The organism is Streptococcus constellatus subsp. constellatus, from assembly GCF_023167545.1.
GTDB lineage: Bacteria > Bacillota > Bacilli > Lactobacillales > Streptococcaceae > Streptococcus > Streptococcus constellatus.
On record NZ_AP014647.1, the window covers coordinates 1081676 to 1103816 of the forward strand.

Genomic DNA, 22141 nt, shown 5'->3' on the forward strand with positions numbered 1-22141 from the left:
AATGAAAAAGTGTCAGTCTGATATGCGTCGAAAAAATCTTGTGACAATACCTTCATAAACCCATAAATCCTTTATATATTGATACTTATTATAATATAAACAACTGATAGGGGCAGTAACTACTGTAAAATCCGAGAATATTTTTCATACTGAACTTATAAAGTAAAAGAAAATCAAAGTCTACAAAAAAAGATTTTTGTTCAATTCTATATTTTTTGTGCTAGTGTCAAGAAAAGCTCCACATAATTTCCTAAAAAGAGTTTATCTGCACTATAAATAATCTGAGATTGGACTGATGAGAAACCGCTTTGAGACAGTTTTCCTTCCAAATCAGCAAGATGAAAACCATGATGATTTGTATCTGTTTTGACAAAATCAGCAATAAAAAGTTGTCCGTCATCAGCAAGATGATTTCTAAACACATTCAACGTTTCTTCAATATTTGACATATGATGAAGAACACGACTGACTAAAATGATGTCAAACAATTGATTTAATGGAGTTGACAGTAAATCCTGCTGCAATAAATGAACGTTATTAATGGCTTGCTTCTTTACTTTTAGATGAGCCTGCTCAAGCATTTTGTCAGAAATATCAACAAGCATGACTGACTTGGATTGAGTTGCCAATGGCAGGCTCACCAATCCGGTACCACCGCCAAAATCTAAAATATGCTTGTCAGAAAAATCTACAACTTGCTTTTCCAACTCTTGACGAATGAGATCGGCAATAAATCTATTTTGGGGAGAATCAAATGATTCTGCTTTACGATTAAAATTATGTTCCATACTTTTAGTTTAACAGAAAGTAAGTCATTCTTCCAGAAAAATGCTTAACTGGTTTTCTAATTTCTTAGTAAATTCATTTTGAAATTACTATCAGCTTATCATTCATACAAGCTTCCTAAAAAAATAGCAAGCTCTTTCCCAAATCTCAAAGCAATAGGTTGAGCAATCAACTACTATGCGTCAGGCTTATTTCTATTAAAAAGCGAGGTTGAGAAACTATTATCCCAACCTCGCTTACTAGTTGAAATATCCTTTTATTTAGTCATCAAACCCATTTGGATGTTTGCTTTGCCAATGCCAAGCGTCTTGGCACATACGCGTAATATCAAATTGTGCTTCCCAACCTAATTCCTCTTTTGCTTTTGTAGAGTCGGCATAACAAATGGCAATATCGCCAGGACGACGGTCAACAATTTTATAAGGAATTGGCTTACCTACTGCTTTTTCCATATTCTGAATGATTTCTAATACAGAATATCCTTTACCAGTTCCAAGATTGTAGATATTCATTCCTGCATCTCCTTCAAGTTTTGAAAGAGCTGCGACATGTCCTTTTGCTAAATCCACCACGTGAATATAATCACGCACACCGGTACCGTCAACTGTTGGATAGTCATTACCAAATACTTGAACTTCTTTTAATTTTCCAACTGCAACCTGTGTCACGTATGGCAAAAGATTATTTGGAATGCCATTTGGGTTTTCGCCCAGATCACCGCTTTCATGCGCACCAATTGGGTTGAAGTAACGAAGCAAAACAATATTCCAGTTTGAATCAGCTTTGTAAATATCTGTCAGCATTTCCTCAATCATTAGTTTTGTACGTCCGTAAGGATTCGTGACTGAAAGCGGGAAATCTTCCAAGATTGGAACAGTCTGCGGATCACCATAAACTGTTGCAGAAGAGCTAAAAATAATATTTTTGCACTTAACTTCTTCCATGACACGCAACAATGTCAATGTTCCTGTAATGTTGTTTTCGTAATATGTTAGCGGAATCTGTGTTGATTCACCGACTGCTTTCAAGGCTGCAAAATGAATAACTCCTGTCGGTTGTTCGTCTTTAAAAATTTCAAGTAAAGCCTTCTTGTCACGAATGTCTACTTGGTAAAATGGAACTTTTTGACCAACAATTCGTTCTACAACTTCTACACTTTTTTTACTGCTGTTCACTAGATTATCAACAATAACAACTTCGTGTCCAGCATTAACTAACTCAATAACGGTGTGAGTTCCGATAAATCCCGCTCCACCTGTTACTAAAATTTTATGTTTCATGATTCTCCTTTAAAGACAAAGCTTCAATACTAGTTTATTTCAACACTTTTTGAGTCTTAGCATAGTTAGCTTCGACAGCTTCTTTTTCAGCTTTCCACCAATCTTGGTGGTCTGTATACCATTTTATAGTTTCTTTCAAACCAGCTTCAAAGTTAGTAAATTCAGGTTTCCAGCCAAGTTCATTACGCAACTTACTAGCATCAATCGCATAGCGAAGGTCGTGACCAGCACGGTCTGTCACATGATCATAAGCATCAGCAGGCTGTCCCATTTCTTTGAGAATGAGCTCTAGCACTTCTTTGTTGTTCTTCTCACCATTTGCACCGATTAAGTAGGTTTCACCGATACGGCCTTTTGTCAAAATAGTCCAAACCCCTGATGAGTGATCATTCGTGTGAATCCAGTCACGAACATTCTTTCCTTCCCCATAAAGTTTTGGACGAATGCCTGAAAGGATATTGGTAATCTGACGCGGAATGAATTTTTCGATGTGTTGATATGGTCCGTAGTTGTTTGAACAGTTAGAGATGGTGGCCTTAACACCGAAAGAGCGCACCCAAGCCTTGACAATCAAATCAGAAGCTGCCTTAGTTGAAGAATAAGGTGAGCTTGGATTGTATTTCGTTTCTGGTGTGAATTTTTCACCCAGTCCTTCACCGTGACCTGGAAGATCTTCACGAAGAGGAAGGTCTCCGTAAACTTCGTCAGTCGACACATGGTGGAAACGAATGTCGTATTTACGAGCTGCTTCAAGAAGCGTATAAGTTCCAACAAAGTTCGTATCGATAAATGGACGAGGATCATTTAGCGAATTGTCATTATGGCTTTCTGCCGCATAGTGAACAATGGCATCCGCATTCTTAGCTACTTGATCAACAATCTCTGCATCTGCAATGTCTCCCACAACTAACTCCACGCGATCACCTAGAATTTCTTCAATGTTAGCTCGATTACCAGCATAAGTTAGCTTATCCAGAACCGTGATATGCACATCTGGAAAGTTATTATAGACATAATGGACAAAGTTAGAGCCGATGAATCCTGCTCCACCTGTCACTACAATATTTTTATATTCAGTCATGAAAAGATTTTCTCCTATTTTTCTGAGGGCATTATAACATATCTTTGGTCAAAGGTTTAACATCCTTAAGCATTGGATGATTCTTATCTGCTTCAGATACTTCTGCTTGGTCAAGATTTTCCCATTCAATCCCAAGAGCAGGGTCAGCATAGTTGACAAAAGCATACTTAGGTTTCAATTCCAATGCCCAGTAATCATTGACCAAATAACTATAAGAAACCGTATCTGACAATACTTGGAAGCCATTTGCTACACCGCGAGGCACAAAAATTCCTTTGCTGGCATCAATGACCGTTTGGTAGGTATTTCCGAATGTTTCCCCTTCACGCAAATCAACCCAAGAACCGAGAACTTTTCCGCCATCTGCGACAGAAATGTACTTGTCCCAGGGTTCTGCATGGAGTCCACGGAGCACATTTTTGCGGGAAAAGCTGACATTGTTTTGAAGCTTACCTTCTGCAAAAAAGCTTTCTGGAAAACCAAGGGGCACCATTTTTTCTTTTTGAAAGTTTTCCTTGAACCAGCCACGATTGTCTCCATGAACTGGAATATCAAATTCCAGCATGCCAGGAATGGCTTTAATCTTACGAGCTGCTAATTTTTTTTCAAAAAATTGTTCAAACATGTTTTATTCTTCTCCAATCAAGCGCAATAAGTAATGACCGTATTCGTTCTTTTTAAGTGATTGTGCCAAATCATGCACTTGTTCTTTGGTAATATAACCCATGCGGTAAGCAATTTCTTCTAAGTTTGCTACTTGCACATTTTGCATACGTTGGACGGTTTCAATGTATTGAGCAGCTTCTAACAAGCTCTCGTGTGTGCCGGTATCCAACCAAGCAAAACCACGTCCCATAAGCTCAACAGACAAATCACCGCGGTCTAAGTAAGCCTTATTGACATCAGTGATTTCCAGCTCTCCACGTGGGCTAGGTTTGATATTTTTTGCAATTTCTACAACATCGTTATCATAGAAATAAAGTCCTGTAACTGCGTAGTTAGAACGGGGTTGTTCTGGTTTTTCTTCGATAGAGATCGCATTCATATTTTCATCAAATTCAACCACACCGAAACGCTCTGGATCTTTCACTTGATAACCAAAAACAGTAGCTCCCTTTCCTTTAGAAGCAGCTTTTTGCAACATTTTGCTAAGGCCTGGACCATGATAAATATTATCACCTAAAATCAAAGCCACATGGTCATCGCCGATAAAGTCAGCACCGATAATAAAGGCTTGCGCCAAGCCATCTGGACTTGGTTGCTCAGCATAAGAAAGTCTGATACCAAACTCCGAGCCATCGCCCAACAAATCCTCAAAGCGAGGGAGATCTGTCGGTGTTGAGATAATCAAGATGTCCTTGATACCAGCCAGCATGAGGGTTGATAGCGGATAATAAATCATGGGTTTATCATAAACCGGCATGAGTTGTTTAGATGCAGCTCTAGTCAAAGGATACAAACGTGTACCAGAGCCGCCTGCAAGAATAATACCTTTCATAATGAGTTTCCTCTCTTAATGTATTCTCTTTATTTTACCATTTTTGAAAGCGGATGTCACTTTTTACTTAAAAACTAAAATTTAAAAGCACACTCCTGTAAGAGTTTCTTAGATTTACATTTAACCTAAAATCATTGCTAACTCAGTCATACAATATCGTCTTGGTTTCTTTGATACAATGATTTTCTTCATCCCAATAGTGAATACGCTCAAAGGATCCTTTACGCCAGTATAAAGGAAGCCTATCCCTGATATCATCCTGCATAGATATTGAATCCAGTTCATCAATTGACCACCATTTTGGCTGACCTTCTCGTGATTTTGTTAGTAGTTCTCCTTCAAAATTCTCACATAGAAAATCATAATAGACATAACGCTCTGCTTTTGTCGGATTGGTAAAACCTGAAATGCCTTTAAGCTGTAAATTCAAAGCTATCAATCCTGTTTCCTCTTTCAACTCTCGCACAGCTGCTTCAAAAAAAGATTCTGGAAACTCAACTTTCCCACCTGGTTGAATCCAGCCTTTAAAATCATCATGCTGGCGGTTAAGCAAAAGAACTTTGTCCCCTTTTTTCACACAAATATTAACCCAATTTAAAATTTTTTCTGTCATCTATTTCTCTGTCTTAATGTATCTTTCAATAGGATAATCCGCTGGATTTAAGCTACCGCTTTTTCCCTGAACCATCTGAGCTAAATGATAACCGATGAGAGGACCTGTCGTCAAACCAGAAGAGCCTAAACCACTGGCTGCAAATACTTGCGAAAGATCTGGCACCTGACCAAAAAAGGGAGAAAAGTCACTGGTATAGGCTCGAATTCCGACCCGTTCGCTCATTCTGTTTGCTTGAGACAAGCTAGGAAAATAGTAAAAAGCTTCCTGTTCCATTTTATCCAGCAAGTCTTGATCCACTCTTAAATCATAGCCCATTTCATTTTCGTGAGTAGCGCCCATACTGATTTTGCCATTTTGAAAAGGAATAATATCTAGCTCTCCTTCTGGCATGACCACTGGATAATCATTTGTCACCAGACCAGTCTGATAATCTCGTAATTGACCTTTTTGTGGACGAATATCCACTTGATAACCTAGTGGTTTCAACAGCTTAGGCAACCACGCTCCTGTTGCTAATATAACTTGATCAAAACAAGAACGATTAACCCAGCAAGTATCATTTCGAATATCCAAATTTACTTTCTTTTGGATTAGGTTTGCACCACTAGCCGCAAGCAGAATCTGAGTCAATAAAGAACCTTCCACGCGTGCTCCTCCAGAAGCATAGAGCAGCCGGTCAAAACCCTGAAGCCCCGGAAAGTACTCCGTTGCTTCCGCTCGTGAAAATAACTGCAAGTTGCCAATTAGTTGCGACTCATGCCGCCGTTGGTCTGCTAACTCATAGAGCGTCTCCAGACTCTTCTCTTTTTTCTTCAACAAAAAGACGCCAGTTTGCTGATAAAACTTCGTTGCAAAACCGTCCTTCTGTAAATCAGCTATCAAATCCAGATAAAAATCTGCTCCCAGTCGTGCCATACGATACCACGCTTTATTACGCCGTTTGGAAAACCATGGGCTGATAATACCAGCTGCTGCCTTGGTTGCCTGACCTATTCCATGATCAAAAATGGTCACCTGAAAGATAGAATTTTTCGATAGATAATAAGCAGCAGTCGATCCGACAATCCCTGCTCCGATAATCGCTACTTTTTTCATACAATTTCCTACTTAGATATGTTTAAAAGGATTTGTAGAAACCTGACTGGCTAAAAATTCAACTTCCCAGCCCTCTTTTACTTTCCAGTCTTGAAACTTTTTAACTAATTTTTCCACAAAGAGCACTTCTATATGGTGGCCCGGATCCAATGCTAAAAGACCATCACTTAACATATCTTGTGCTGTATGGTAGTAAATATCGCCCGTAATATAAACTTGTGCTCCCTTAGCAAATGCCTCTTTGTACAAGGATTGACCACTGCCACCACAGATCGCTACTTTCTCAATCGTTCTCTCCAGATCCACAACCGAATAAGTCACCAAACGCAGGCTATCCAAATCAAAAACTTCCTTAACCTTGATTGCAAATTCTCCAAAAGTCTGAGGCACGATCTTGCCAATACGCCCAATACCGTATCCGGGAGCTGTTTCGCTAAGATAATCCGTATCGGTGATTTCCAGTAGATCACAGAACCAGTCATTAAGACCATCATCTACAATATCAATATTGGTATGGCTGACATAAACTGCAATATCATGCTTAATCAGATCGATGTAAATTTGATTCTGAGATCGCTCCGCCACCAAATCTTTAATAGGACGAAAAATTGGAGCATGCTTAACCAAAATCAAATCCACTCCCTTTTCAATCGCCTCTGCAACTGTCTGCTCGCGGATATCCAATGCCACCAGCACCCGCTTAACTTCCTTATTCAGAGTTCCAATTTGCAATCCTCGAACATCTCCCTCCTCGGATAAGTCCTGAGGGCAGTACGCTTCATAACGATTAATAAAATCACTCGCCAGCATGGAGTACCTCCTTGATTTGCTTGATTTTTTGGGACATAGCTGAGCGTTCCGCTAGATTTTTCTCTGGAATTTTAGCCAGTGCTTTTTCCAACTTATCTGCTTCCCAGCGCCATCTATCTCGAAAAATTGTCGATTGTTCTCTCATCAGATAAGGTCCAAAGCGTTCTTGATCAACATTCAACACTTGCTTCCCCTGCTCAGCTATTATGATTTCGTAGAATTTCCCATTTTCTTCCACAAGAGTCTCCTCAATAATTTGAAAATCATGACCACACAACCACCTGCGAAGTTCATCTTCCCGATTGTTAGGCTGAAGAATCAGACGCTTAACAGATGCCAATTTCGCACTGCCATTAGCTAAAATATCTGCTATCAATCGTCCTCCCATCCCTGCAATGATAATAACGTCAATCTGATCTTTTTCATCAAAAGCTGCCAGACCATTTGCCAAGCGGACAGAAATTTTATCGGACAATTCATTGTCCGACACATTGGCAACTGCAGATTGATAAGGCCCATCAACAACTTCGCCAGCAATAGCCGACACAATTCGTCTCTGCTGCATTAAATAAATAGGCAAATAAGCATGATCACTCCCTACATCCAAAATTTTAGTACCCTGTGGAACAAAACTAGCCACTTTCCCCAATCGCTTTGAGATATTCTTTACTTGCATAACAACTCATTTCTAACATAATTGTTTTATTTTAGTATATCATTTTTAAAGAACTAAAAAAAGAGCTTACCCCAAGGAATCAATCATTCATTTGTCAAGCCAAACGGAAGAAACTTTGTGATTATGTCCACCTTGCAGTACAGAGAAAACACCTATTCAAATTAGAGATTGTCTGAATTCATATAACTATGACAGACCATAAAAAATTAAAGACTTGACCTCTATATGCATAGGAGTCAAGTCTTATTAACTAGTATAATTTTCGTCCATTTTAGATGGAGATTGATAATGGTTGGCTTTTTCCAACTAATGATGTAATTCCAAAACCACATATTACAACTTTTATTCACTATGTACTTTGAAAAAATTCTTTGACAAATAGCCTTTACCAGCCACCATATCATACTGAATTAGTTTTAGGTCTTTTGCAATTTGCTGCCCTTCTACATCTAAATCTTTTTTATCAACACTAGCCTTATGCAAAACTTCTGTTAATAAAGCATAATAAGGGGACACTTTTGAATTCGTCTGTTCTAAAAGCAGAGCTGTGAAATCACTCGAATTTACAACAGGATAGTTTAACTTAGGAGTCTCGTAATTACTCCAGACAAAATAATCTGTTAAATATTGACTATCTGGGTTATTTTTGAAAGCTGACTGTGGATAAAGCCCTGGTAAATGATCTCCATAAAAAACAACCGTAACTTTCTTATTGATTTTCGAAAGCCGATCAAGAAAATCTTTTGTGGCGGTATCTGTGTGGTGCAGCATCCTCACATAATTGGATAAAGTCTGATTATCAGCATCAGAAAAGCCTGCATAATTGGCAGAAATAGTCACAGGATTAGGTTCTGTCCAAGGCATATGATTCTGCATAGTCATAACAGAAAAGAATTGACTTTGATTTTCTTTTAGATTATTTAAAATCTGCTCATATGTTGTTTTGTCACTATAATTTCCACTAATCTGATCACCTTTCAATCCCTTCGTTCCATAATGGATAAATTTATTAAACCCTAGATTATTATAGATAATATTTCTAGAATAGTTGCTTGGTGAAGCTAAGTGGATAACTGTACGATTCTTTCGATTATAAAAATCACTGATTGATGGAAATTTGTTCATTCCGGGCACTACTTCTGTATAGATAACGGAAGTGGATGGAGACAAATTATAAAAAGGTAAACCGGTCAATGTCTGAAATTCCATATTGGCAGTACCGCCGCCATAGCCATCTGATTTCATTAAGCCACTTGTAGTTTGATTTTTAATTTCTTGAATATTGGGAATTGGATTTCCTGACATTGTAACCCCTTCAACACGAGCAGGATCAGAAAAACTTTCACTCAGGAGATAGATTACTGTCTGGTTTTCAATTTTCTCAATTCTGGATTGATTATAATTTGCAGCAATATGCTTATATTTTTCCTCCAAATTTTTAATTGTTTTTTTGGAATATTGTTTAGGACGTGTCATAGTAACGTCTGACAACTGCGCAAACCACACAAATGTCAATGAACGGATTTGCGAATTAACAGTATTTCCAAACCATGTTAAATCGTGATAATTATTTAAGATAGAGACAACTGGAATATTTTCAGTAATTTTCCCATCCTTTTTAGAAGAAAACACCTGAAACAGCCCTAAGTAAAAAACAATTGGCAATATAAGCAAAACCATACGATATTTTGTGCTTAGAACCATCTTATTTGGTAGAATCTTTTTTCTAAAAATCCAATAAAGAAATCCGAGAAGCAACAAAGCCAGAATAACATAAATAATATAATGACCATTAAGAAAATCAAGTAATATTTTTGGATTTCGCAGCCATACAAGATCACTTGGCAAAATGGGTTCCTGACGGTATTGAAATTTTAAAGCACTGGCAACAGAACCTCCTATTCCCACTATTAAAATGAAAATAGTCGGTAAAAGAAATCGGTTAAAAACTACATACAGCCAAATGAAAGTTATAAAAAAGACAATAATTTGAAACAAACTGGCGCCAGCAAATAAGCGAAGGTCTAAAACCGATATATCCCCTCTAATACTATTTTGTATTGTATAGTTAAATATCATGGCAAAAACGGCGCTAAATAGAACAGTAACGGAAAAACTGTTTTTATTTTTGTAGAGATCTCTCATTCCTTTTACTGCTAAAAAACTAAGCACAGAACCAATCGCAAATATCAAGAATATTAGACTAGTGAGCGAAAAAACAAATAATTCATTTATCTGGAGTTTCTCTTCATAAAATTTACTTAAAAATCCTGTCTTTGTAATAACATTCAAAAATTTATTATCAGAAAAGACAAGGGATAACAAGAATTGAGCTAAAAGTAAATCTTCTATCCTGTTTGAATTGCTTTCATCAATGTGTAATCCTTCAAAAGTAGTCCATCTCTTTAATTTAAAAACCAATTTATACAGAACAACCATGACGGTAATCACAAATAAAACTGGTAAAAAATATAGCTGTAAAAAATGATTTTGAAATATTTTTTCAACTTTAAATGACGGATCATTAACATTTCTAGTCACTTGCAGTAAATAAGAAAAACTAGTGTATAAAAAATAAATAATAATAGCCCAACTTATCAGTTTCTTATATAACAAATTAGAAATAAGAAAACTAATACCAAATAATAAAAGACTAGATAGTAAAATTTCTACTCCTAAAAAGGGATAAGTCATTATATTAGTATGACTCCTTAATGCCATACTAATATTTACAATAGTCACATCAAGCATCAAAAAGCTAATCAGAATAAAACTAATTTGCTCAAAATTTTTTCGTAAAAATTTCATTATACTTCCTTACCAATGAATCGAGCAAGTCGTTTTACAATGCTTTTTCTATCTTTTAAAGTTTCTTGCTGTTTCACTAATTGATTATTTAAATATTGCAAATCTAATAAAGATGGATATGACTGTGATAATGGCATGATTTGAAAATCATAATTTTTGTCCCAAACAACATACACCAGTAAATTTTCTAAAATAGTTGATTTCTCCTGAAGCGAATAACAACTCAAGTTCTCCAAACGCATTTTAAAGAAAGGCTCTAAGGCTTCATACTTAAACCACATAAAGCCACCGTAGACTCTCGTCAGAGTTGCTGTATCAGTAAATGTAAATGATTTGCGACAAGATAATGTTTTCCAGATTTTCCCCATCTCTTCTTTAAGAGGCTCCTGATAAAACAAACCATTTCGGACTATGCTTGGAAGGTCAGGTAGGATAAGACCCAAACCAGAACAATGTTTCAAAGCATGGAGACTATTGCTGGAATTTTCAATCATCATATCCAATAATTCGCTTCGCATCCACTCATCCAAATCAACCGTTTCAGTGACCAAAGTATGGGTAGAGAGATGGCCAATATATTGGTATGCTTTTAATTGTTCAGCTTGAGCAAACATGGCTAATAAAGGGTGCTGCTCTTGCGTTAATACTATTTGACTTTTGCCAGAAATCCCATTTACATAACAACTGAGTTGCTTAGCTATCTTTTGATCGGGTGTTGTTAGTAAATACTCAAATTGAGGAAATAAATTCACAAATTTAGGGATAAATTGCTCAAAAATTGCCAAATTTGTCACATGAATATGTAGTACAACATCTTTAGGAATAGAAGTTGCTTCCTTAGACTCTCTAAGAAGCTTCCCTTTTAAAAGATAAGGAGCATCTGGAAAAAAATATTCACGCATATGCTCAATGATCAACGAAACAGGATAAGAAGAAGTTGCTTTTATCTTCTCTAAAAGATAGGCAACCAAAAATGGATTGCCATCAATCGCTTTTACTTTTAAAAAGGGAACTTTCTTTTCAAGAATAGTTTGTGGTTTATAATAAGAAAAGTCAGGATGCACCAGCTCTCCTGCTTCTTCTCGGCGAGTATCATAGAATGTCTGATAATGAAAGCCTTCTTTTTGAAAACACATCGTAAACTGTGTCTCGTATTGATCTATAACACTCTGAACATCTGTAAATTCTTTTATTTGTGACCAAAACCTTTGAAAAACCTCTGTTCCAAGCATAGACTGTTTAAACGATACAAAATAACTTTGTAAGTGCTCTTTAAAATATTTTGTCTTTCGGAAATTCGTCATTCCCCAGAAATCAACTACCTGATTTGCCTCCATATCTTCATATATTTTTTGCAAATCCCATAGGGGGCCAAAACAAGTATCATTCATAATGGTGAGAGAATCATAGCCTTGTATTTTGTCAAAGCCAATGAACTGCATCCCATCACGCCAAGCTGCAAAATCAAATCCGGTATTGTCTCGTTCAATCACGATATCAATATTTAATTCTTTTTGCAACTTAGTCTTGTCATCTTTTTCTAAAGGGCTATTTGAAATAAAGACAACCGTAGAAAATAACGGTTTTATCTGTTTTAATTGGTAAAATACATGACCACTCACTTGATATAGTTTGTTAAAATGAGTATACAGTAGTATTCGCTCCATAGAATCACCTTATTCTATTGTGAAATTATCCAACTTCCATTCCGCTGAATCAAGCCAGTCGCAGAGTCTTTTGCTGATATGTCATCATCAGAAATATCGTTACGATTGATAAGGATAATGGGAGTATTCTTTGAATTGGCAAAAGCAAGGATTTGATCATGATGGTCTCGGACTGATACTTGTAATTTAAGCTTGATATCATTTACTTCAGCAAGTGAACAAGTATATACAAATCTCTTCTCGCCTTTTCCGTTTGTCATATCATCAAAAGAATTATCATTGTAAATCCAAATACTGCGGTCAATATCAGTCAAAGAAAAAGCGATATAAGTCGGAATATCTTGTTTTACCTGATACGAAATTTCAAATTTGATTTCTTGATTCGGAGTTATCTGTGCAGGAGTCAAGAGTTCAACCTTTAAATCAGAGATAGCTTCATGCTCTGCAGTAAAGTCGTCATTTAAGGCTTTTTTCTGGCTGGCATTATCAAGACTATACTGGTTTGCAACATCATCTGGTGCACCAACCACTTTGATTAGCCCGTCTTCAATCAAAACTGCTTTATTGCAATATTTTTTCACTGCATTCATGTCATGGGTTACTAGGATAGTGGTTTTTCCAGATTTTTTGCGTTCCATAAAATAATCATTGCACTTGCGTTGAAAAGCTTCATCACCCACTGCTAACACTTCATCAAGAATGAGAATATCTCCCTGGGCTTTAATAGCAACCGAAAAGGCTAAACGGACTTGCATTCCGCTAGAATAATTCTTCAGTTTCTGATTCATGAATTCTTCAAGTTCTGCAAATTCAACAATATCATCATACATAGTGTCTATCTCTTCGGTAGAAAATCCAAGCATAGCACCATTCATATAGACATTTTCTCTACCTGTTAGCTCAGGATTGAAACCAACTCCTAGCTCAATAAAGGAAACTAGCTTCCCATCAATAGTCACTGTTCCCTTCTCAGGAACATAAATCTCTGAAATAATTTTCAAAAGCGTCGACTTACCAGAACCATTTCGACCAACAATCCCAAAGAAATCACCTTTTTCAACTTCAAAGGAAATATCTTTTAACACATGTTGCTCTTTATAACCCTTGATTCCTTTAAAACGATTGACCAAACTAGTCCTTAAACTTTGAGTTGCTTCTGTTGGCAAACGAAAAAATTTACTAACATGATCAATTTTTACTGCAATATTATTTGACATTATAAAATCTCCGCAAACCTATTAGCATTTTTATTAAAAATATATAGACCAAAGACAAAAATTAAAACTGGTAGCGTATATGGAAACGCTGCAATCCAAGGGGTGTTAATCAAATCCCAACCTCTCATACTTCCAGAATAAACCACAAAATGTCGCAAATCTTGAATAATCTGTGCCAAAGGATTGAGCATCATCAATTTAGCGATAGTTACTTGTCCACGCTGAAGAATAAATGTTAAAGAGTAAATAATAGGCGTTGCGTACATACCAGCCTGCAATACAACTTCCCAAATCGGACCAATATCCCTATATTTAACAAATAGAGTAGACAATGCCAAAGAAACTCCTGTAGCCATTAAAATCAATTCCACAAACAAAGGAATAATAATCAACCAACCTGCATTTATAGAAACTCCATTAATCAAAGCAAATACAAAGACTACTAAAATATTTATTGCATAGTTGATGGCTGCACCGGCAATGGCTGAAAAAACGATAATTGATTTGGAGAAATTTAATTTTCTCAGCAAATCTCCACGTGAAACAATCGATAGCATTCCCATATTGGTAGCTTCTGTAAAGAAACTCCAAGTTACCATCCCTAGCAACAATCCTACTGCATAATGGGGAGTTCCATCGTCAAATTTCAAAAATCGAACAAATACTAAATACATAATTGTAAATAGCATAAAAGGTTTCAAAATAGACCATAGATGGCCAATTAAACTTCCTTGATACCGTAATTTAAAATCCGTTTTAATCATCTCGCGTAAGAGAATCATATTTTTTCGACTAAATAAGTCCATCATTACTCCTTATAAGCAAATTTTGTAAGGATTAGAGTGGTAAAAACCAAAGTATGGAAGGTGCGATTTTTTCGGAAACCATATTTCCGTAGACGCTTATATCGTTCTGTCAAAGGTACTTCCATAATCGTTACAAAATTTTCTACAATTTCTTTATCAGCAGGGCTCAATGGTAACCCCAATAAGTTTTTTGCTTGTTTTTGACTCGCTTGGATGAGATTCCAATATTTTGCAAAGAGAATATGCGGGCGAATCCAGTTTTTCATTCTTTTTCTAAGTGTGCGTGCTCCCAAGACATTACTAGAGTGTTGGCGATACAACTCTCCCTGCTTATCAATATAAACCAGCTTGCCAAAAGCTGTAGCTAGTAGAGCTAGATACCAGTCGTGCATGAGTAAGTCATACTCCTCCTGCCCAGTCCATAAGTCAGCCAGAGCTTGATTAATCATCGAAACGCCGCCAGTCACAGTATTTTCTGTTAATTCTTGGAGCAATTCTGTATTTGCATGATCCGATTGTGTTTGAATCATACTTTCATGAACAACATTGAGTTCTTGATCTACTACTTTTAAATCCATATAAACAAGTAAAGGTAGCGTATTATCATATTTTTCTGCTTCTTTCAGCTGCAGCTCAATTTTTTCAGGCAACCAAACGTCATCCTGATCGCTAAATAGATAGAAATCTGACGTTTGATATTTCAAAAGATGAAAGAAACTTTTAATAACCCCAACATTCTCGACACTATCAGGATTCACAAAACGAATGCGATTATCTTTTTGACAAAAATCTTGAATAATCTCACGCGTCCTGTCTTTAGATCCGTCATCTCGAATTAACAGCTGCCAGTCTGTATAGGTCTGCTGCCTAATGCTCTCAATTTGTTCTGCTAAAAATCGCTCACCATTGTAGGTGGACATGAGAATCGTCACTTTCATGATAAAAATAATTCCTCGTATTCACCCACAATTTTTTCCCAGGTGTAGTTTTCTTTCATATTTTCTTTGGCAGCTTGCCCTAATTGGGAGAAATCGGCTTTCATATCTACTTGGTCAATCAATTCTACTAAAGATGCATCTGCTTTCTGCCAATAGAAAGCAGTTCCCTTTGCAACTTGACGATTAAAATCGACATCTAAAACCAAGTTCAAATCCGTTTGCGCCAACGCCTCCAACAAGCCAGGATTGGTTCCACCGACCTCATGACCATGAATATAAGCAAAAGCTTGATTGCGAATATACTTCAATAAATCTTGATCATAAATGGTTCCAACAAACTTAATTCGCTCATCTTGGTCAAAATTTGTTTTTTGTCGTAGTTCTTCAAAATAAGCATTACCTTGATGATTGCAGACAATCAGTAAATCTCGTTGCGTCTGTGACTTCATAAACTCACGAATGATACTTTCATAGTTATTTTCTGGAACAAAACGACCAACAATCAAATAATAATTTTTTTCTTTACTCTGCCAGTGATTAAAAAAATCACGCACTTTTGTAGTCTGATCTGTCAAAGAAGATAAATTTAAATCTGTTCCATAAGCGATAAAAGTCGTTTTAGACCAAGGATAGATCTTGTTGATGTACATTTCAATTCCTTGATTATCTGAAATTACCAAATCTGCATGTTTAGTCATCAACTTTTCAGAATACTTGAGATAAGCTTGAACTGGTTTTGCCCACTTTGCACGCTTCCATTCCAGACCATCTGGATTGATGTAAAATATACCACCGGCATGGTGAATTTTTCGAGCAAAAGGTGCAATAAAAGCTCCGACTGTATTTCCTAAAATATAAAAAACCGGTTGAACTATTTCTTGCTCTTTCACTAACTTCAAAGCGTAGTTGATTGCCATCATATCATAGGCAATAACACGAGCTGGACCAAATTTTGGTGCTTGAATCGTAAAACAATCTACGCCTTTGTAGTCAAAATGATGATAGGCTTCTTTATCTGACAAGCAAGCCACATGATACTGAATCTGTGATGAAACCTGGTGTCCAACCAAATTTTCTACAAAAGTTTCAAATCCACCATATTTTGCAGGAAGACCACGACTTCCAATAATGAATACATGCTGCATGATTTTCCTCACTTCAAGATTTTACAATCCATACTATTATACCACTTTATGAACAGTTTGTGTAATACAATAAATAAAAAGGCGGTTAAAACAGCCAATAGTCTGAACTAGAATGCTGATTTATCCGTCTTTTTCTGATGCGATACAAAAAACTCAAACAGAATGATTTTATCATCCTGACTCCTCTACTATTTTAGGATTGAACATAATTTTTTCTTTAATTTTTTCAAAAAAGAACTTGTAGGATAAGCAGAAACAGATGACTCAAATAAAAATTTCAGGTGATACAAGGAATTTCCATCAGTAAATGTCAGGTTTTCAATCCGGTCCAATATCTCATGATAAACTTCCTGAACAGTATAAAGGCTGCGAATCTTTTCTAGATTAGCTAAAGAATTTTCTTTTAACTGTTCAAATGAAGCCAAAGCTTCTTTTATTCGCTCAGTGAGAATTTCCACATTTCCCGATGGATATAACTGTCCTTCTTCAAAAATTTCATAAGCCGACAAATGACCCAAATTATCCGAGATAATGGCTGGAATTCCGTTCATGATAGCTTCAATATAAACCAAACCAAAAGTTTCCATAGCTGAAGGGAAGACAGCAAGATCCGCTGCTGTCACTTCTTCCCAAGGCTGGTCTCTATGACCTAAAAAATGAATATTTTTAAGATCCTTTTCTGCTATGTAAGCCTCGCATTTTTTCTTATATTCTTCATCCCAAGCACCAATAAAAATCAACTCTGGACTAGGATGAGGTAACTTACTATAAGCTTTAATCAATTCTAATTGGTTTTTCCGTTCAGTTAAGCGACCAATGGACACAATGCGACGTTGTGCTGCGTCTTTTCCCTTAATTCCAGTAGAAACAATTTGTGTAAAAGGCGCAAAAGATAAGATACCCTGCTTGGGTAGCAATTCTTTCAGCTGCTTTTGTAGAGCGCCTCTTACAGCAAAAATTTCCTGTGAGTAATCAGTTATGAAAGTTAATTTTTCTTTATAATAGCCAAACTCTCCATTAGGAAATTCATGAATCAGCCAAAAATGCGGAATATTCTCACAGGCTGCTGCAACTGCTCCTTGAAACATATTAACTGTATTCGTAATGACTAATTCAATTTGTTTGTCTGTAATGATTTTCCTAAGTGCAGCAATATTTTCCTGATAGGATATAACTCTTTCGTTATGAGTTCCTGGTAAACCACCTGGTGCATCTTCCCACCACCACTTAACAGATGGCAAAGCTAGTGTTTCGATACCTTTTTTAGCAAGTTTTGCTATATAATCCTGCTGAACTGACACATGGTAGTCGGGAATAGCGTTGATGACGGTATGGCCCGTTTGCACTAGATATTCCATCAAATGAACAATTGATATTTCTGCACCATTGTCTAGTGTTCCCGTTGGGGAAATAAATAATATAGTTTTTTTCATAACTTATCCTAATAAATTCCAATAAAATGGTACCATTAAATACAGAGAAATCAAGAAGTTAACAATCAAGGTACCAACCATTAGTCTATTAACTTTTTCTTCTTTTATCTCCAATACACCAAGATTTGCGACTGTTGGTAGTAGCAAAATGAGAAAAGGCGTGAAATAGCGACCTTGAGCCCCTACTGACACTGGTGCATTTTTACCAAGGACAATCGGTGTCCACTGTAGATACATAATAGAGATAACAGCAATAACCTGCACTACAAAAAGATAACAAGATATAACAGTGTAGCTCCGACTCATAAGATCCTTTTGGGATTGCAAGAAAATGATGATAAGTACTGCAACATCAATAAAAATTAACCAAAGCGGTAATTGGATGGTGAAATTTCCCAAGAATCCAAATATCCCAATCGTCAAAATTGTATTCAAATCACCATTTAGACGCTGTTTAAAGAGAGTATTTAGCAAAACCCGACCGTAATGCATTAATCCGCCTTGATTGCGAAAAGCCAGATGAAGTGCTAAGAAAAATGCAATAAATCCCAATATATAGAAAACATAGCGATAACGATCAACAAAATTTTTTGTTGCTAAAAAATCTCTATTTAGAGCTGATAAAAAACCTTCAAATTCAAAATCAATAAACGGCAATAGTCCCAGCAAAAGTAAATTATTAGGCTTGGTTATAAAGAGTCCAATTGAAATAAAGAACAATTCAAGCAAATTCTTATTTGTAAATTTCTTTTTATAAGCAATATTAGTGAAAAAGCCAATTACCAGCATAATCTCCAAGTAGTTCATCACATCATAAGATAGTGAAGCAGCTTGCTGAACCATAATAGGCAAAAGGGAAATAAAAAGCAGAGCTTTCTTACCATATTTAAAATACTTAATAAGAAAGTAAATTCCTATAATGTAAGCCAAAGCATTAAAAAGACGTCCCATCATGACAATTACACCAACAGAGGGATAAAGGAAACTTCCAAGAGTCATTCCAATTAACTGAGGAAGAAAAGAGAGGGATTTTAGAGTGAATCTAAAAGAAAATGTTTCTTTTGATAAAGCAATTTTTTTAGTAAATAATTGTTTGTAGTCCTTAGGAGAAACATCTGGTGTAGCAGGAATCTTCTCCATCCATTTATAAGTTTCGGATGTGGGTTTATGAAAAACTTCCCAAGTCATGCGAGCATGATTACTTTCATCAGGTACACGATTGATTGGCTGGACAATCATAAACGTCAGGATAAAAATACTCGCTAATATCAAGAAGATTGTTTCAACTTTTATTGTTTTTATTCTTTTCAAAATATGTCACCATTTCATCTTTGTTATCTAAACTGCAATTTTCTAAAACAAAATGATAGGCATTTTCTGCCAATTTCTGCCGCAGTTCAGCTGAAAAAATCAAGCTGTCTAGCTTCTCGTTCCATTCGTCCTCTTTGGCTAAAAGCCCCGTCTGACCATCTATCACCATATCTGCAAAAGCACCTATATCACTAGCAATTGTAGGAACTTTAACCATTGCTGCTTCTAACCATTTGATCTCAGATTTAGCACGATTGAAAATTGAATCTACCAGAGGTGCCAAATTAATGTCTACCTGACTAATCAACTGTGGTAAAGTCTTCCAATCAACATAATCATGAACAATAATCTGTTGCTCATACACTTTCATATCTGTCGGAATATCTAGATGTCCTACAATATGAAGTTCGATAAACGGATACGCTTCTAGCAACTTTTTAAGAGCCGGCTTTATCAATTCAAAGTTCTCGTTATGACTAATTGACCCTGAGAAATAGCCAATCTTAACTTGTTGGCTTTGCTGATTGTAATCCTTGATAAAACATGAGCTAACTTCCATCAATTCACTCGAAGCTAAATTTCTATTTAACAAAACTATATCCTGATACTTGAGTAATTCTTCTTTCAGTTGATTGGTTGAAGTAATGGCTCCATCACAAGCCGCCAACATCTTTCCATAATTTCTAACTCCGGCATCATAATTGCCTTTTTCTTTTTCAGACAAGCCCTGTGTATAACTTAATTGATCTGTGTAAACTGTATCAAACACCAAGTCATCAATGTCAAAATATACTGGCTTATTTTCACTCTTAGCCAAATCACATAGAAGCTGTAATTGGATAGACCAAGAAGCACGATAAATAATGATATGGCTAGCATATTGAGCTTGCGAAACCTGAAACTCAGAGGCATTTACTACCTTAACAGCAAAACCGTTTTTTCTAAGCTGTTCAGCCTTATTCAAAACACGATAGCGGGTACATTGAGGAATGATATTTTCTACTCCATCAATGATTAAGATGTACTGATTTCTTGGAATTTCTTTGAATTTCTTAATTATATTTTCAAGAATGTCGACAGGGTAATCTGTCTTCTCTTGAATATACTCTAACAAATCACCTATTTCAGATTCTCTTTCCAATCCTTGCCATAGAAACTGCTGATCGTCATAATTTCGTAAAGCAGTGTATTTAACTAGAGGACTTCCAGCTTCTAACATTTTTAAGGGGTGAATATACATAGCTGAATCTTTATTTTCATGAACGAGTGCATCATAACGATAGCCCAGGTCTGCAAAATGTTTGGTAAAAATTGTTTCATGTTTTCCAATAGCCTCATCACGCGAATCAGTATCGGTCAATTGTTCCCAATAATTATAGAAAGCTTCTGACCGAAGTAGCAAAGGCTCAATGACAAGAAAATATGATTGTAAATGTTCAGGGATATAACCGTACTTATTAAATCCTGTAATATCTTCTTGTGTTTCTCCATAAGAAATGCCCCAGAAATCAAGATTTTTTTCAATCATAGATTGAAAGACTGCTGTTAAATCTCTCATTGGACCAATATTAGTATCATTCACTAGCATTAACTGAGAATATTGTTGCAACTTATCCTTTCCAAGAGACAAAATTCCCTCACGAAAAGCTGCTGTATCATAACCAATATTATCTCTTGTTAACACTTGACCATATTTCTCTAAAATTTTTATATCTTCTGCAAGCACCCCCCCATTCACTACAATTAAAGTCTCATCAGCTAAAACCGCTAATTTCTCTAAAAAGAGGATTTTATATTGCTGTAAACGTCTTTCAGATTCAAAAATAACATAAATGAGTACTTTTTTTCCATTTAAATTTGCAATCTGCTTACGTTGAGAATTGCGCAATAGTTGATAATAATATGTCTTAGGAGATTTTGCTTTTCTTTTCAGTCGAATTAGCTGCTGTTTCATCAGACTAAGAACACCTTTTATGTTTCTAGGGTTCCGAATAATCTGCCCTATATATTTTAGAGGTGTAATCATTGCATTTCCTAAACGATAAGAAATAGAGTGCCGAATCTCAAACTGTTCTTCAATCGCTTCATCTCGCTGATGTTTAATCTTTTTGACACTTATTTTCAAAGTTTCGATAGTTCCTTTTGAAGTGCTTAATTCTCCTTTTAATTCAGAAACATAGTCAGCTACCTTGGCAGTATGCTGGATTAAATCATCCAGCCGTCCTTCTAGAGTAAAGATGTTATCACTCAGAGCCTGATAAACTTCCTGAGGTATTTTATCTAGATATTTTTTTAAAACATAAAGATAAACATCAAAATGGTACTTGGTAGAATTTCTCTGAGATATAGAGTTTTCAAGAACACGATAATTTAATTTCGTATCCTGAACATAGATTGGAACTGCTTGCTTATTGATAATCAAATTAAGCAAAAAATCATAATCCTCTAGCTTCTTATAGTTGAGCTCCACATCATAAACTACACCTTGAGCTACTTCTGTTCGAACCAAAGAACAACTATCAATATAGCTTCTCTCTAAAAAAGAAGACAAATCAAAAGGATGACTTTTTAAATAAATTTTGTGTCTATCTGGGTCATATAAATCACTATATGCAATATCTGCTTTTTCCAAACAAAGTTTCTGATAAAGTTTTTCAATATAATTCTCATCTAGAAAATTATCGCTATCCACAAAGAGGAAAAATGTCCCCTGAATCAGGGATAGCCCTTTATTACGTGTTTTAACTACCCCCATATTCTCATGGCTTTTAAATTGTGTTGGAAAAGGAGAATCTCTCAGAGTTTCTTGGATAATCTGAGCAGACTTATCTGTAGAACCATCATTAAAAACAAACAGTTCAATATTCCTGTAGTTCTGCTTAAAAATGCTGCGCAGGCATTGCTCAATATAGTCTTCATGGTTGTAGCATGTCACAACGACAGATATTAAATCTTTCATACACTTTCCTTATCA

18 protein-coding genes are annotated in these 22141 nt (G+C 36.0%); all 18 read right to left on the minus strand.

Features of this window, described 5'->3' with window-relative positions:
* Positions 1–206: 206 nt before the first annotated feature.
* Positions 207–788 (minus strand): class I SAM-dependent methyltransferase, encoded by a 582-nt coding sequence (locus SCSC_RS05355; RefSeq protein ID WP_006270715.1) that lies wholly within the window; start codon positions 786–788, stop codon positions 207–209.
* A 258-nt stretch (positions 789–1046) separates the two neighbouring features.
* Entirely contained in the window at positions 1047–2066 is a 1020-nt protein-coding gene (galE, locus tag SCSC_RS05360) for a UDP-glucose 4-epimerase GalE (protein ID WP_006270663.1), read from the minus strand.
* Positions 2067–2100: 34 nt separating this feature from the next.
* On the minus strand, positions 2101–3147 hold the full coding sequence (gene rfbB, locus SCSC_RS05365) for a dTDP-glucose 4,6-dehydratase (RefSeq protein ID WP_006270678.1): 1047 nt from the start codon (positions 3145–3147) through the stop codon (positions 2101–2103).
* A gap of 31 nt (positions 3148–3178) precedes the next feature.
* Positions 3179–3772 carry a dTDP-4-dehydrorhamnose 3,5-epimerase family protein gene (locus SCSC_RS05370; RefSeq protein WP_006270667.1) on the minus strand — a complete coding sequence of 198 codons (594 nt, stop codon included), beginning with the start codon at positions 3770–3772 and terminating at the stop codon, positions 3179–3181.
* Positions 3773–3775: 3 nt separating this feature from the next.
* Positions 3776–4645 carry a glucose-1-phosphate thymidylyltransferase RfbA gene (gene rfbA, locus SCSC_RS05375; protein ID WP_006268635.1) on the minus strand — a complete coding sequence of 290 codons (870 nt, stop codon included), beginning with the start codon at positions 4643–4645 and terminating at the stop codon, positions 3776–3778.
* Between the two features lie 142 nt (positions 4646–4787).
* Positions 4788–5258 (minus strand): 8-oxo-dGTP diphosphatase, encoded by a 471-nt coding sequence (locus tag SCSC_RS05380; RefSeq protein ID WP_006270651.1) that lies wholly within the window; start codon positions 5256–5258, stop codon positions 4788–4790.
* The gene (locus tag SCSC_RS05385; RefSeq protein WP_006270698.1) at positions 5259–6356 is read right to left on the minus strand and encodes an NAD(P)/FAD-dependent oxidoreductase; all 1098 of its coding nucleotides are present in this window, start codon (positions 6354–6356) and stop codon (positions 5259–5261) included.
* A gap of 12 nt (positions 6357–6368) precedes the next feature.
* The gene (locus SCSC_RS05390) at positions 6369–7166 is read right to left on the minus strand and encodes a Nif3-like dinuclear metal center hexameric protein (protein ID WP_006270711.1); all 798 of its coding nucleotides are present in this window, start codon (positions 7164–7166) and stop codon (positions 6369–6371) included.
* On the minus strand, positions 7153–7842 hold the full coding sequence (locus SCSC_RS05395) for a tRNA (adenine(22)-N(1))-methyltransferase (RefSeq protein WP_006270709.1): 690 nt from the start codon (positions 7840–7842) through the stop codon (positions 7153–7155). The genes SCSC_RS05390 and SCSC_RS05395 overlap by 14 nt, the downstream gene beginning before the upstream one ends.
* 342 nt (positions 7843–8184) lie before the next feature.
* Entirely contained in the window at positions 8185–10650 is a 2466-nt protein-coding gene (locus SCSC_RS05400; protein WP_006270674.1) for an LTA synthase family protein, read from the minus strand.
* Entirely contained in the window at positions 10650–12317 is a 1668-nt protein-coding gene (locus SCSC_RS05405) for a rhamnan synthesis F family protein (protein ID WP_006270682.1), read from the minus strand. The genes SCSC_RS05400 and SCSC_RS05405 overlap by 1 nt, the downstream gene beginning before the upstream one ends.
* 14 nt (positions 12318–12331) lie before the next feature.
* The gene (locus SCSC_RS05410; RefSeq protein WP_006270670.1) at positions 12332–13534 is read right to left on the minus strand and encodes an ABC transporter ATP-binding protein; all 1203 of its coding nucleotides are present in this window, start codon (positions 13532–13534) and stop codon (positions 12332–12334) included.
* A complete protein-coding gene (locus SCSC_RS05415; RefSeq protein WP_006270692.1) occupies positions 13534–14340 on the minus strand; it encodes an ABC transporter permease in 807 nt (268 codons plus the stop codon). The genes SCSC_RS05410 and SCSC_RS05415 overlap by 1 nt, the downstream gene beginning before the upstream one ends.
* A gap of 2 nt (positions 14341–14342) precedes the next feature.
* A complete protein-coding gene (locus tag SCSC_RS05420; RefSeq protein ID WP_006270702.1) occupies positions 14343–15278 on the minus strand; it encodes a glycosyltransferase family 2 protein in 936 nt (311 codons plus the stop codon).
* Entirely contained in the window at positions 15275–16423 is a 1149-nt protein-coding gene (gene cps2T, locus SCSC_RS05425) for a beta 1-4 rhamnosyltransferase Cps2T (protein WP_006270705.1), read from the minus strand. Before cps2T ends, SCSC_RS05420 begins: the two co-directional genes overlap by 4 nt.
* A gap of 188 nt (positions 16424–16611) precedes the next feature.
* On the minus strand, positions 16612–17856 hold the full coding sequence (locus SCSC_RS05430) for a glycosyltransferase family 4 protein (RefSeq protein ID WP_006270680.1): 1245 nt from the start codon (positions 17854–17856) through the stop codon (positions 16612–16614).
* 3 nt (positions 17857–17859) lie between these two features.
* On the minus strand, positions 17860–19167 hold the full coding sequence (locus SCSC_RS05435; RefSeq protein WP_037566263.1) for a DUF2142 domain-containing protein: 1308 nt from the start codon (positions 19165–19167) through the stop codon (positions 17860–17862).
* Positions 19139–22126 (minus strand): rhamnan synthesis F family protein, encoded by a 2988-nt coding sequence (locus SCSC_RS05440; protein WP_006270684.1) that lies wholly within the window; start codon positions 22124–22126, stop codon positions 19139–19141. Before SCSC_RS05440 ends, SCSC_RS05435 begins: the two co-directional genes overlap by 29 nt.
* Positions 22127–22141 lie beyond the last annotated feature (15 nt).

What these genes read in the sequence shown, in the direction of transcription:
- SCSC_RS05355 (WP_006270715.1), bottom strand. Translation starts at nt 788, where the DNA reads ATGGAACATAATTTTAATCGTAAAGCAGAATCATTTGATTCTCCCCAA.
- galE (WP_006270663.1), bottom strand. Translation starts at nt 2,066, where the DNA reads ATGAAACATAAAATTTTAGTAACAGGTGGAGCGGGATTTATCGGAACT.
- rfbB (WP_006270678.1), bottom strand. Translation starts at nt 3,147, where the DNA reads ATGACTGAATATAAAAATATTGTAGTGACAGGTGGAGCAGGATTCATC.
- SCSC_RS05370 (WP_006270667.1), bottom strand. Translation starts at nt 3,772, where the DNA reads ATGTTTGAACAATTTTTTGAAAAAAAATTAGCAGCTCGTAAGATTAAA.
- rfbA (WP_006268635.1), bottom strand. Translation starts at nt 4,645, where the DNA reads ATGAAAGGTATTATTCTTGCAGGCGGCTCTGGTACACGTTTGTATCCT.
- SCSC_RS05380 (WP_006270651.1), bottom strand. Translation starts at nt 5,258, where the DNA reads ATGACAGAAAAAATTTTAAATTGGGTTAATATTTGTGTGAAAAAAGGG.
- SCSC_RS05385 (WP_006270698.1), bottom strand. Translation starts at nt 6,356, where the DNA reads ATGAAAAAAGTAGCGATTATCGGAGCAGGGATTGTCGGATCGACTGCT.
- SCSC_RS05390 (WP_006270711.1), bottom strand. Translation starts at nt 7,166, where the DNA reads ATGCTGGCGAGTGATTTTATTAATCGTTATGAAGCGTACTGCCCTCAG.
- SCSC_RS05395 (WP_006270709.1), bottom strand. Translation starts at nt 7,842, where the DNA reads ATGCAAGTAAAGAATATCTCAAAGCGATTGGGGAAAGTGGCTAGTTTT.
- SCSC_RS05400 (WP_006270674.1), bottom strand. Translation starts at nt 10,650, where the DNA reads ATGAAATTTTTACGAAAAAATTTTGAGCAAATTAGTTTTATTCTGATT.
- SCSC_RS05405 (WP_006270682.1), bottom strand. Translation starts at nt 12,317, where the DNA reads ATGGAGCGAATACTACTGTATACTCATTTTAACAAACTATATCAAGTG.
- SCSC_RS05410 (WP_006270670.1), bottom strand. Translation starts at nt 13,534, where the DNA reads ATGTCAAATAATATTGCAGTAAAAATTGATCATGTTAGTAAATTTTTT.
- SCSC_RS05415 (WP_006270692.1), bottom strand. Translation starts at nt 14,340, where the DNA reads ATGGACTTATTTAGTCGAAAAAATATGATTCTCTTACGCGAGATGATT.
- SCSC_RS05420 (WP_006270702.1), bottom strand. Translation starts at nt 15,278, where the DNA reads ATGAAAGTGACGATTCTCATGTCCACCTACAATGGTGAGCGATTTTTA.
- cps2T (WP_006270705.1), bottom strand. Translation starts at nt 16,423, where the DNA reads ATGCAGCATGTATTCATTATTGGAAGTCGTGGTCTTCCTGCAAAATAT.
- SCSC_RS05430 (WP_006270680.1), bottom strand. Translation starts at nt 17,856, where the DNA reads ATGAAAAAAACTATATTATTTATTTCCCCAACGGGAACACTAGACAAT.
- SCSC_RS05440 (WP_006270684.1), bottom strand. Translation starts at nt 22,126, where the DNA reads ATGAAAGATTTAATATCTGTCGTTGTGACATGCTACAACCATGAAGAC.